8 protein-coding genes and 1 tRNA gene are annotated in these 11,846 nt (G+C 76.0%); 3 read left to right on the top strand and 6 right to left on the bottom strand.

Annotated elements, in window-relative coordinates:
- Positions 1-45: 45 nt before the first annotated feature.
- On the top strand, positions 46-870 hold the full coding sequence (locus ACP7CD_RS09115) for an electron transfer flavoprotein subunit beta/FixA family protein (RefSeq protein WP_426120042.1): 825 nt from the start codon (positions 46-48) through the stop codon (positions 868-870).
- A gap of 67 nt (positions 871-937) precedes the next feature.
- Complete coding sequence (locus ACP7CD_RS09110) at positions 938-1,927, top strand: electron transfer flavoprotein subunit alpha/FixB family protein (protein ID WP_426120041.1); 990 nt, start codon at positions 938-940, stop codon at positions 1,925-1,927.
- A gap of 46 nt (positions 1,928-1,973) precedes the next feature.
- Here ACP7CD_RS09110 and selB read toward each other — a convergent pair whose 3' ends face one another.
- The 3 genes from selB to ACP7CD_RS09095 form a co-directional block, all read right to left on the bottom strand.
- Positions 1,974-3,764 (bottom strand): selenocysteine-specific translation elongation factor, encoded by a 1,791-nt coding sequence (gene selB / locus ACP7CD_RS09105; protein WP_426120179.1) that lies wholly within the window; start codon positions 3,762-3,764, stop codon positions 1,974-1,976.
- Between the two features lie 2 nt (positions 3,765-3,766).
- Positions 3,767-5,104 (bottom strand): L-seryl-tRNA(Sec) selenium transferase, encoded by a 1,338-nt coding sequence (gene selA, locus ACP7CD_RS09100; protein ID WP_426120040.1) that lies wholly within the window; start codon positions 5,102-5,104, stop codon positions 3,767-3,769.
- 65 nt (positions 5,105-5,169) lie between these two features.
- Positions 5,170-5,264, bottom strand: a tRNA-Sec gene (locus ACP7CD_RS09095).
- Between the two features lie 41 nt (positions 5,265-5,305).
- Here ACP7CD_RS09095 and selD point away from each other — a divergent pair.
- The gene (gene selD / locus ACP7CD_RS09090; RefSeq protein WP_336650354.1) at positions 5,306-6,325 is read left to right on the top strand and encodes a selenide, water dikinase SelD; all 1,020 of its coding nucleotides are present in this window, start codon (positions 5,306-5,308) and stop codon (positions 6,323-6,325) included.
- A gap of 27 nt (positions 6,326-6,352) precedes the next feature.
- On the opposite strand, the gene nrfD is transcribed toward selD, so the two are convergent.
- The 3 genes from nrfD to fdh are packed head-to-tail and all read right to left on the bottom strand — an operon-like array spanning position 6,353 to position 11,810.
- Positions 6,353-7,444: an NrfD/PsrC family molybdoenzyme membrane anchor subunit gene (gene nrfD, locus ACP7CD_RS09085; protein ID WP_426120039.1), complete on the bottom strand. Its 1,092-nt coding sequence runs from the start codon at positions 7,442-7,444 to the stop codon at positions 6,353-6,355.
- Positions 7,441-8,445 (bottom strand): 4Fe-4S dicluster domain-containing protein, encoded by a 1,005-nt coding sequence (locus ACP7CD_RS09080; protein ID WP_426120038.1) that lies wholly within the window; start codon positions 8,443-8,445, stop codon positions 7,441-7,443. The genes nrfD and ACP7CD_RS09080 overlap by 4 nt, the downstream gene beginning before the upstream one ends.
- Entirely contained in the window at positions 8,445-11,810 is a 3,366-nt protein-coding gene (gene fdh, locus ACP7CD_RS09075; RefSeq protein WP_426120037.1) for a formate dehydrogenase, read from the bottom strand. Before fdh ends, ACP7CD_RS09080 begins: the two co-directional genes overlap by 1 nt.
- Positions 11,811-11,846 lie beyond the last annotated feature (36 nt).

Genomic DNA, 11,846 nt, shown 5'->3' with positions numbered 1-11,846 from the left:
GTCACCGCCCCGTCCCGTCCATCCCCGTCCCGCCCGGAGGAGACCATGAGCCAGCCCCTGACGATCGTCGTCCCCGTCAAGCACGTCCCCGACGCCGCGGGGGACCGCGTCCTCGCCGGGAGCCCGCCCCTGCTCGAGCGCGCGTCCGGGATCCTCTCCGAGCTCGACGAGTACGCCCTCGAGGCCGCCGCGCAGATCGTCGAGACGCACGGGGGCGCGGCGGCCGGGCACCGCGTGCTCGCCCTCACCCTGGGACCCGCGGGTGCGACGGGCGCGCTCAAGCGCGCCCTCCAGCTGGGCGCCGACGCCGGGTTCCACGTGCTCGACGACGCCCTCGCCGGCTCCGACGCCTGGGTCACCGCCCGGGTGCTCGCCGCGGCGGTGCAGCGGATCGCCGCGGCGGAGGACCGGGCCGTGGACCTCGTGCTCACCGGCATGGCGTCCACCGACGGCGAGACGTCCCTGGTCCCCGGTCAGCTCGCCGAGCGGCTCGGCCTCGCCCACGTCGGCTTCGCGAGCTCCCTGGCGCTGGCCGAGGACGGCGCCTCGCTCACGGCCGTCCGGCACACCGAGACCGAGGCCCTCCGGGTCGCCGCGGAGCTGCCGGCGCTCGTGGCCGTGACGGACCAGGTCAACACCCCGCGCTACCCCAACTTCAAGGCGATCATGGCGGCCAAGAAGAAGCCCGTGCAGACGTGGTCCGTCGCCGACCTCGGCCTGGACGCCGGGGACGTGGGCCTTGCCGGCTCGCTCACCGAGGTGCTCGACGCCGTGCCGCGCCCGCCCCGGACCGCCGGGGAGGTCGTGGCCGACGACGGCGAGGGCGGCATCCGCCTCGCCGAGTTCCTCGTGGCCCGGAAGCTCGTCTGAGCACCCGGCCGCATCCCGCCGGACCCCCATCGCACGCGCCCGCCCGCCGGGCAGGAGGAGGACGACCATGACCACGACCGTCGCACTGGTGGTGCTGGCCACCACGGACCGGCTGCGCCGCGCCGACCGGGAGCTGCTCGTGCTCGCCGGCACGCTGGGCGAGACGCACGTCGTCGTGCCGGACGCGCCCGGCGACGCCCTGCTCGGCGAGCTCGCCGCCCACGGGGTGGGCACCGTGCACGCCCCGGAGGGCGGGCCCGGCGACCGGCTCACCACGCCGGCGGTCGCGCTCGCGGAGGCCGCCGCCCGGGAGACCGGCGCCACGGCGCTGCTGCTCGCCGCCACCCCCGAGGCCAAGGACGTCGCCGCGCGCCTGGGCGTGCGGCTCGGGGCCGGGGTGGTCACCGACGTGGTCGCCCTCGACGCCGACCTCGTCGCCACCAAGTCCGTCCTCGCCGGCGTGTGGACCACCCGGTGCCGGGCCACGAGCCCGGTGCTGATCGCGACCGTCCGCCCCAACTCGGTCGAGCTCCCCGCCGACCCCGCGGCCCACGCCGCCGCGGGCGCCCCCGGCGCGGGGCCGGCCGGGGCGCAGCGCCCGCGGGTGCGCACGCACGCGCTCGAGGACACCGTGCCCGCGGCCCGGGTGGTGGGCCGGTCCGCGCTGCCGGCCTCCGGGCGCCCGGCGCTGGGCGAGGCGCGCGTGGTCGTGGCCGGCGGCCGCGGCACGGGCGGGGACTTCGGGCCGCTCGAGGCGCTCGCCGACGTCCTCGGCGGCGCGATCGGGGCCTCCCGCGCGGCGGTGGACGCCGGGTGGATCGGCCCCGAGGCGCAGGTGGGCCAGACCGGGCGCACCGTCTCCCCGCAGCTCTACGTCTCCTGCGGGATCTCCGGGGCCGTCCAGCAGCGCGCCGGGATGCAGACGGCGGGCACGATCGTGGCCGTGAACAAGGACGAGCAGGCGCCGGTCTTCGAGATCGCCGACCTCGGCATCGTGGGCGACCTGCAGAAGGTGCTGCCCCAGGCGGTCGAGCACCTCAGGGCGCTGCGCGGATAGGAGCCGGGCGGCGGAGCGGCCGGCAGGGCCGTCCCGGGCCGAGGGCTCAGCGCGCCACGGTCCGGTGGCCGGCGTCCAGCCGCCGGGTCCAGCCGCGGGCGTCGAGGTGCTCGAGCAGCGGGATCGCGACGCGCCGGGAGGTGCCGAGCGCCTGGCGGGCCTGGCTCGTGGTGAAGGGCTGCGGCAGCCGGGCGAGCTCGCGCATCGCCAGGGCGGGGGCGGTGGGGAGCAGCACGACGCCGTCCCCCAGCCGGAGCAGCCGGCCGGTGCGCTCGGCCGCGGCGAGCTCGCGGGCGCCGAGCCGCAGCGCCGTCAGCTCGTCGGCCTCCGGGCTCCGGAAGGGCTCGGCCCCGAGCCGCCGCTCCAGCTCGAGCACGGCGGTCTCGTGGGCGCCGAGGCCGCCGCGGTGGTGCGGGGACCGGACGTGCCCGCCGTCCTGCTCCAGGCCGGCGCCGCGGACCACGGGGTCGACCAGCGCGGCGTCGGGCAGCGCGAGCAGGTCGCGGGCGGCGCCCCGCGAGAGACCCGCGGCCAGGGGATCCCGGGCGTGCAGCTCCTCCACGGCGGTGCGCAGCCGCTGCGTCCAGGACTCGAGCACGGGGGCGTGCACCCACCAGCCGCCGAGTGCGCGCACGTCGCCGGGCGGGGCGGCGTCCGCGGTGGTCACCAGCCCGAGGCGGTGCAGGTGCTGCGCCGGCACCGCGCCGCGGCGGGACACCTCCGCGCTGACATCCCCGCGCAGGTCCGTGCCGGCGAGCCGGACGGCGCGGCGCGCCCGGTCGCCGCGCCGCCGCAGCGCGGGCGGGTCGGCGTCGAGGACCTGGGCGCCGCCGAGCACCGAGCGGCTGCCGGGGTCGCGGAGCACCAGGCGGTCCCCGAGGACCAGGGGCAGGGGCCGGTCCAGGACCAGCCGGGCGTGGTCGTCGTCGAACGGGCTCAGCCGGGCGGGCACGGCCGCGGTGCCGGCGTGGACCACGAGGTGCTCGGCCGTGTCCGTGAGGGCGGGGCCGGTGGCCCGGCGGACGTCGAGGACGTCGGTGAGCGGCCACGTGCCGGGGGTGACCAGGGCGTCGCCGCGGTGCACGTCGGAGGCGGAGACCCCCCGCAGGTTGAGCGCCACGCGGGTGCACGGCTCCAGCGCGGTGTGGGCCACGTTCCGGCTGTGCATGCCCCGGACCACGACCGGCACGGCCCCGCCGTGCCCGAGCAGGTGCAGCCGGTCGCCCTGCCGGAGCGATCCCGCGGCCAGCGTGCCGGTCACCACCGTCCCGGAGCCGGTGATCGTGAAGGACCGGTCCACCCACAGCCTCAGCCGCCCCTGGGCGGGGGCGGGCGCCCGCGCCAGGACGTCGTCGAGGACGGCACGCAGCTCGTCGAGGCCCGTGCCCTCGAGGGCCGAGACGGTGACCACGGGAGCGTCGTGCAGACCGGTCCCGGCCAGCTCCGCGCGCACCTGGGCCAGCACCTCGCCGGTGCGCCCGGGGGCCCGGTCGGCGCGGGTGAGCACCACCACGCCGTGCTCGATGCCGAGGGCCGCGACGGCGTCGCGGTGGTCGCCGGACTGGGCCTGCCAGCCCTCGTCGACGGCGACCACGAAGCAGACCACGGGAGCCGGGCCGAGACCGGCGAGCATGTTGCCGAGGAAGCGCTCGTGGCCCGGGACGTCCACGAAGGCCACGTCGCGCCCGGACGGCAGCGCGGTCCAGGCGTAGCCCAGGTCGATGGTCAGCCCGCGGCGACGCTCCTCCTCCCAGCGGTCGGGCTCCATCCCGGTGAGGGCCCGCACCAGGGTGCTCTTGCCGTGGTCGACGTGCCCGGCCGTGGCGACGACGTGCACGCTCACCGGGTCCCTCCCGGGCCGCCGTCCGCCCCGGCCAGGGCGGTCAGGGCCGCCTGCACCGCCGCGCGCAGGCGCTCGTCCTCGGACTCGGGCACGCAGCGCAGATCGACCAGGCACGCGCGGTCGTGGACCCGGGGGAGCACGGCCGGGCGGCCGGTGCGCAGCAGCGGGGCCGCCGCCTCGGGCAGCCGCACCGCCCACCCCGGCAGGGGCACGCCGGGCGCGCCGCCGCCGCCGACACGGCCGTCGTGGGCGACCACGGGTGCGCCGACGGCCGCGCCGAGCCGTTCGGCCCGGTCGCGGAGCCGGTCCGGGTCCGCGTGCAGCGCGGTCGTGACCGGGGCGGGCCCCCCGGTGAGCGTGGCCTCCAGGGCCGCGAGCGCGAGCTTGTCGGCGCGGACCGCCCGGGCGAGGGGGTGGGCGGCCAGCCGGGCGACGGCGTCCGAGCCGCCGAGCAGCAGCCCGGCCTGCGGGCCGCCGAGCAGCTTGTCGCCGCTCGCGATGACGAGGTCGGCACCGCCCTCGAGGGCCGAGGCGGCGTCGGGCTCGGACGGCAGCTGCGGGTCCGGGACGAGGAGCCCGCTGCCGAGGTCCGCCACGAGGGGCAGGCCGTGGGCCCGGGCCAGCGGCCGCAGCTCGTCGACCTCGACGGCCGAGGTGAACCCCTCCAGCCGGAAGTTGCTCGGGTGCACCTTGAGCAGGCAGCCGGTCTCCGGGCCGATCGCCTCGGCGTAGTCGCGCAGGTGGGTCCGGTTGGTCGTGCCCACCTCGCGCAGCCGGGCGCCGGTCGACTCGATCAGCTCCGGCAGCCGGAAGCCGGCCCCGATCTCGACGAGCTCGCCGCGGCTGATCACCACCTCGCGGCCGGCGGCCAGGGCCGTGGTGGCCAGCACGAGGGCGGCCGCGCCGTTGTTGACGACCAGGGCGTCCTCGGCGGGTGGGCAGGCGGCGAGCAGGGCCGCCCGGGCGGCGGCGCCGCGGCGGGAGCGGGTGCCGCTCACCAGGTCGAGCTCCACGTCGACGTACCCGCCGGCCGTCACCAGCGCGTCGAGCGCCGCCGCGGACAGCGGGGCGCGGCCGAGGTTGGTGTGCACCACCACGCCGGTGGCGTTGAGCACCGGCGTCAGGCTCGAGGCGGAGCGGGCCCCGAGCGCGGCGAGCACCGCCGGCTCGACCTCGCCGGGGGCGATCTCGCCGCGCCGCGCCCGGTCCTGGGTCTCGCGCACCAGCGCGCGGACGACGTCCTCGCTCAGCCGCTCGAGCGCCCGGCGGACGGGCGGCAGGGCCAGGAGCTGGTCGGTGCGCGGGATCAGGCGGCGCGGGTCGTCCAGGGCCACAGTCCCTCCTCGTCGGGCGGCACGCGGTGCGGGTGGTCGGTGCGCGGGTGAGCGGCGCAGGGGGTTGGCGGAGGCGGACGGGAATCGAACCCGCCAGGCCGAGGTGCTCGGCCTCACCGGTTTTGAAGACCGGGGGGCCCACCAGGACCCGGACGCCTCCGTCACCCAACCTAGCACCGCCGTCACCAGTAGGCTGACGACATGGATCAGACCCGGACGCCGACCCCGCCCCTGCCAGCGCCCGGGACGGTCCGCCTGACCGGCTTCGCCCACGGCGGCGGATGCGCGTGCAAGATCCCGCCCGGCGAGCTCGAGGACGCGGTCCGGGGCCTCACCGGCCAGGCGGGGGACGGCGTGCTGGTCGGTCTCGACGACGGCGACGACGCCGCGGCCGTCCTGGTGCGCGAGGACCTCGCGGTGCTGTCCACCGCCGACTTCTTCACCCCGGTGGTCGACGACGCCTACGACTGGGGCCGGATCGCCGCCGCGAACGCGCTCTCGGACGTCTATGCCATGGGCGGGCGCCCGGTCATGGCCATCAACCTCGTGGGCTGGCCCCGCGACGTGCTGCCCATGGAGCTGATGACCGAGGTGCTCCGCGGCGGCCTGGCGGTCGCCTCCGAGGCGGGGTGCCCGGTGATCGGGGGGCACTCCATCGACGACCCGGAGCCGAAGTACGGCATGGCCGTGACCGGTGTGGCCCACCCGGACCGGCTGCTTCGCAACGACGCCGCCGCACCGGGGCTGCCCCTGACCCTCACCAAGCCCATCGGCGTGGGACTGCTCAACAACCGGCACAAGGCGACCGGCGAGGTCTTCGCCGAGGCGCTCGCCACGATGACCCGGCTCAACCGGGACGCGGCCGAGGCGGCGCTGGCGGCCGGGGCCCGGGCGGCCACGGACGTCACCGGCTTCGGCCTGCTCGGGCACCTGCACAAGATGTGCCGTGCCTCCGGGGTGGGCGCGGTGCTCGACCGGAGCGCCGTGCCCCTCGTGGAGGGTGCGGCCGAGGCGCTGCGGGACGGCTACGTCTCCGGCGGGACCCGCCGCAACCTGGACTGGGTGCGCCCGCACCTGCGGGCGGGGACCGGTGTCACCGAGGACGACCTGCTCCTGCTGGCCGACGCGCAGACCTCGGGCGGCCTGCTCGTGGTCGGCGAGGTGCCGGGCTACCCCGTGGTGGGCCACACCGTGGCCGGGTCCGGACTCCACGTGCGCTGAGCCCCGCCGGGTCACGGCGCCGGGCGCTCAGCCGACGGTCGTGATCGAGTCGTCGGTGATCCCTGCGGCGCGCCGGGCGGCCAGCCGGGCCTTCTGCGGCTCGATCGTGTAGCGGGGGTCCACGGCCGAGTGCAGACCGGCCTCCATCACGCCGAACCGGGTGAGCGCCGAGGACGCCAGCAGCGCCAGCCCCGAGACCGCGGCGACGGCCCGGTGCCGCCCGCCCAGCAGCGTGCCGAGACCGCCGGCGACCGCCAGCCGCTCGCTCCACGCCAGCATGGTCCCGGCCTGGCCGTGGTGCAGCGGCTCGGCCGCCACCGGGTCCATCCGGCGCTCCATCAGCTTCGTGGCGATCAGCTCCCCCGCCACGCCCAGCACGGCCAGCCGCCGGGCGGGCCCGGCCTCGCCGACCGAGGTGGTGACCATCGCCAGACCGCCCGAGGCGAGGCTCGCCGAGCTCACGAAGACGAACGCCAGGTCCTCGCGGGCGGCGTTCCACGTGGGCGTCGCCGTGTCGGAGAGCAGCGCCGCGGTGTACGCGGCGAGCGGGCCGGCGAAGATCGCGGCCTCGACGCCGGCCGGTCCCTCCACGGCGCGCAGCACCGGGCGCAGCGGGCCCAGCGGCAGGCGGGAGCCGGTCATCCGGTCCACCTCGGACGCGACCGCGGTCCCCATGCCGGCCCCGAACGCGCTGAGGATCCACGTGCCCATGCTCATCGGCGAGGTCGGCTTGAACGTGCGCAGCATGTGCAGGAAGCGCTCCGGGCGGCCGAGGTCGGCGACCAGCGCCGCGCCGCCGAGGCCGAGCGCGGTCACCGAGCCCAGCCGGGCGTTGCGGCGCAGCTCGGTCCGGCCGGTGAGCTGACCGCCGAGCGCGAGCAGCGCGGAGCCGCCGGCCACGCCGCCGAGGAACAGGTACGCGGCGACCTCGTGGCCCCAGGGCGCCGGCTTGACCACCGGGCGGCCGTAGTAGGAGCCGAAGTCCGGCTCCGGGACCATCGGCATCTCCCGGGAGCCGTCGCCGCCGCCCTGCCCGGCGCCCCGGCGGCGCGGGCCGTCCCGCCGCCGGCGGCGCGGCGGCTCGGGCGGACGGTAGCCGTCGAACTCGGACAGGCTCACGAGCGGCCCCCCGCGAAGGCCAGGGCGGCGGCGGCGAGCATGCCCGCCGCGGCCAGCCCGGCCCGCTGGTACATCCGGGGCAGGTCCGCGGTCGGCACCCGCGGGTCGGGCGGGAGCCCGTAGACCTCCGGCTCGTCGAGCAGCAGGAACACCGAGCCGGTGCCGCCGACGCCGTCCAGCTCGTTGGCGCCGTAGAGCCGCGCCTCGGTGCGCCCCTGGGCGTGCAGCTCGGCGACCCGGTGCCGGGCCTGGTCGACCATGTCGTCGTGCTCGCCGTACTTGATGGACGTCGTGGGGCACGTCTGCGCGCACGCGGGCGTCTGGTCGTCCACCATGCGGTCGTAGCACAGGGTGCACTTCTGGGCGACGCCCACGTTCTTCACCTCGGGCTTGCCGGGCTTGCCGGGCTGCCCGTCCCGCTCCGTGCGCGGGGCGGCCGTGCCGTCGGTGCGCCGCTCGATCACGCCGAACGGGCAGCCGGCCACGCAGGTGCCGCACCCGTTGCAGACGTCGTCCTGGACCACCACGGTGCCGTGCTCGGTGCGGAACAGCGCCCCGGTGGGGCACACGTCGAGGCACCCGGCGTGCGTGCAGTGCTTGCAGACGTCCGAGGACATCAGCCAGCGGAACTCCGGGGTGTCCGGCGGGGTGATGTCCCCGGCGGCCGGCTGCGGGCGCGCCTCGGGCGGGCCGACCCGTGGCATGCCCAGGCTCACGAGCTTGCGCCCGGACTCGCGGGCCTCCTCGATGCGCTCGCTGTCCTGTTCGACGAACGCCACGTGCCGCCACGTGCTGGCGCCCAGGGCGCCGGTGTTGTCGTAGGAGGACTCGAGCAGCTCGAGGTCCCCGTCCTGGGGGTTCTGGTTCCACTCCTTGCAGGCCACCTCGCAGGCCTTGCACCCGATGCAGATCGAGGTGTCCGTGAAGAAGCCCTTCCGCGCGTGCGCGTGCTCCCAGTGCGCGTCGGCCGTGGGATCGGTCGGTCCGGCCAGCTGGCCCATCAGTGCTCCCTCATCGGGTCGGTGGTCGGGTCGGTGCCCGGACCGGTGCTCCGGTCGGTGCCGGGGACGTCGATCCGGGTGTTGCCGGTCTCCACGGTGGCGCCCGCGCGCTGCTGGTACTCCAGGATCAGGTCGAGCAGCTCGGGGCCCCGCGGCCGGCGGCCCGGGCGGATGTGGCACGAGCCCACCTTGGAGTCCTGGATCTGCACGTTGGGCTCCAGGGTCAGGCCCAGCAGGTCGTTGGCGGAGTCGCCGCTGACCACGGCGTCGTCGCCCACGCCCCAGTGGTACGGGAGCCCGATCTGGTGCACGGTGTGCCCGCGCACCACGAGCGGGGTCATCCGCTCCGTGACGAGCACCCGCACCTCGATCGCCGCGCGGGGCGAGACGATCGTGGCCCAGCCGTACGGCTCGAGCCCGCACTCGGCGGCGAGCTCGGGGGAGACCTCGCAGAACATCTCCGGCTGCAGCTCCGAGAGGTACGGCAGCCACCGGCTCATGCCCCCGGCGGTGTGGTGCTCGGTGAGCCGGTACGTGGTGAACACGTAGGGGTACACATCGGCCCCCGGCTCACCGGCGCTCGGCGCGGTGAGGTTGTCCTGGCGGGCGAACAGCACCCGCGAGGGGTTGCGCTGCTGGGCGTACAGGGCGTTGGCGACCGGCGACTCCTGCGGCTCGTAGTGCGTGGGCAGCGGCCCGTCCAGCACACCCTTGGGCGCGTACAGCCAGCCCTTGCCGTCGGCCTGCATGATGAACGGGTCGTCCCCGGCGAGCGCGGCCGCGCCCCCGGCGTCGGGGTCGGGACGGGTGCCCGGGGCGAGGTGGAGCGGGAAGTCGGGCACGTCGTCCCCGACCCACTCGTCCTGCTCCTCGTCCCACCACACGAGCTTCTTGCGCTCGCTCCAGGGCCTGCCCTCCGGGTCGGCCGAGGCGCGGTTGTAGAGCAGCCGGCGGTTGGCCGGCCACGCCCAGCCCCACTCCAGCGCGGCGGGGCCCTGCTCCTGGCCCGGCCGGCGCAGGGCGGCGCGGTTGACGCCGTCGGCGTACACGCCGGTGTAGATCCAGCAGCCGCCGGAGGTCGAGCCGTCCGCCCGCATCTCGGTGTAGGAGGACAGCGGCTTCCCGGCGTCCGGGCCGGTGAGGTGCCGGCCGTTGATCTCGGCGAGCACCGCCTCGGGGTCCGGCTCGCCGTGCTCGTCGACGGGGTAGTCCCAGGTGAGGTCGAGCAGCGGGCGGTCGCGCTCGTCGTCGGAGTCGGCCAGCCGCTCCCGGATCCGCCGGCCCAGCTCGAAGAAGAACTGCAGCTCGCTCTGGCACTCGCCCGGCGGGGCCACGGCCTGGTGGCGCCACTGCAGCAGCCGCTGGGTCTGGGTGAAGGTGCCCGACTTCTCCACGTGCGTGGCCGCGGGCAGGAAGAACACCTCGGTCTCGATGTCCTCGGTGCGCAGCTCGCCCGAGGCGATCTCCGGGCCGTCCTTCCACCACGTCGCCGACTCGATGAGGTTGAGGTCCCGCACCACCAGCCACTTGAGGTGGGACATGGCCATCCGCTGCATCCGGCCGTTGGAGGAGCCGACCGCGGGGTTCTGGCCGAGCAGGAAGTAGCCCTCCACCTCGTCGTCGAGCATCCTCGTCAGCGTCTGGAACGTGCCGTGCGCCCCGGTGAGGCGCGGGAGGTAGTCGTAGGCCCAGTCGTTGTCCGCGGTGGCGGCGTCCCCCCACCAGGCCTTGAGCAGACTCGTCGTGTAGGCGTCGGCCTCGGCCCAGTAGCCCTTCTGCTTCTTCGACGCGATCGCGGCCAGGTAGTCCTCGAACGTGTCGTGGGTGCCGGCCACCGGCATGGGCAGGTAGCCGGGCAGCAGGTTGAACAGCGTGGGGATGTCGGTCGAGCCCTGGATGCTGGCGTGCCCGCGCAGGGCCATGATCCCGCCGCCGGGACGGCCCATGTTGCCCAGCAGCAGCTGCAGGATGGACGCGGTGCGGATGTACTGCGCGCCCAGGCTGTGCTGGGTCCAGCCCACGGCGTAGGCGAAGCACGTGGTCCGCTCCCGCCCGGAGTTCTCCGTGATGGAGCGGGCCAGGTACGCGAAGTCCTCGGGGGAGACGCCGCACACCTCCTGCACCATCTCGGGGGTGTAGCGCGCGTAGTGCCGCTTGAGGATCTGGAACACCGTCCGGGGGTCCTGCAGGGTCTCGTCGCGCTGCATGCGGGCGTGCTCCATCGGGGCGCCGCCGCTGCCGAGCTGCTGGCCGGCGGCCTCCTCCACGGCCTCGGCGCCGGCCTCGGCCCCGTCGTCGGGATCGCCCGCGGGCGCGTCCACCTTGCCGTCGTGGTCCCCGGCGCCGTCCTTCTTCTCGGCGTAGGCCCAGGTGGACATGTCGTACTGGCCGGTCTCCGGGTCGAACCCGGAGAACAGCCCGTCGAGGTCCTCGGCGTCGCGGTAGTCCTCGTTCACCAGCGTGGCGGCGTTGGTGTAGGCGCGCACGTACTCCTCGAACCACAGGTCGTGGGTGAGCACGTGGTTGACCAGGGCGCCGAGCAGGACGATGTCCGAGCCGGCCCGGATCGGGACGTGCTTGTCAGCGACCGCCGAGGTGCGGGTGAAGCGCGGGTCGACGTGGATGACCCGGGCGCCGCGGGCCTTGGCCTCCGTCACCCACTGGTAGCCCACAGGGTGGCACTCGGCCATGTTGGAGCCCTGGATGACGATGCAGTCGGCGTTGGCCATGTCCTGCAGGGACTGCGTGGCACCGCCACGTCCGAACGAGGCTCCCAGACCGGGAACCGTGGCGGAGTGTCAAATACGGGCCTGGTTCTCGATCTGGATCGCTCCCGCGGCGGTGAAGAGCTTCTTGATGAGGTAGTTCTCCTCGTTGTCCAGCGTGGCGCCGCCCAGGGCGGCGAAGCCCATGGTGCGGCGCAGCGGACGGCCCTGCTCGTCGGCGTCCTGCCAGCCGTTGCGGCGGGCCTCGAGGACGCGGTCGGCCACCATCTCGAGGGCGGTGCCGAGGTCCAGCCGCTGCCACTCGGTGGCCCGGGGCGCACGGTAGAGCACCTCGGTCTGCCGGCCGGGGGCGTTGACCAGCTGCTCGCTGGCCGCGCCCTTGGGGCACAGGCGGCCGCGGGAGATCGGCGAGTCCGGGTCGCCCTCGATCTGGACGACCTTCTCGTCCTTGACGTACACCCGCTGGCCGCAGCCGACCGCGCAGTACGGGCAGACGCTCTGCACGACCCGGTCCGCGGTGGTCGTGCGCGGGCTCGTCGTCCGGGTGCGCTCCGAGGTCACCGCCGGTCCGCGACCGAGCAGGTCGCCCGAACGGATCTGCCGGAGGACCGGCCACTCCAGGGGACTGAATCGTGACATGTCAGGAGCATAGCCCGCCGGTGTGTCAGGAGCCAC

Source organism: Kocuria sp. LHG3120, assembly GCF_049897445.1.
Lineage (GTDB): Bacteria > Actinomycetota > Actinomycetes > Actinomycetales > Micrococcaceae > Kocuria > Kocuria rosea.
This window is presented reverse-complemented; position numbering and strand designations above follow the sequence as displayed.

Excerpts from the sequence above, each read along its gene's own strand:
- ACP7CD_RS09115 (WP_426120042.1), top strand. The coding sequence starts at position 46 with ATGAGCCAGCCCCTGACGATCGTCGTCCCCGTCAAGCACGTCCCCGAC.
- ACP7CD_RS09110 (WP_426120041.1), top strand. The coding sequence starts at position 938 with ATGACCACGACCGTCGCACTGGTGGTGCTGGCCACCACGGACCGGCTG.
- selD (WP_336650354.1), top strand. The coding sequence starts at position 5,306 with ATGGATCAGACCCGGACGCCGACCCCGCCCCTGCCAGCGCCCGGGACG.
- ACP7CD_RS09080 (WP_426120038.1), bottom strand. The coding sequence starts at position 8,445 with ATGGGCCAGCTGGCCGGACCGACCGATCCCACGGCCGACGCGCACTGG.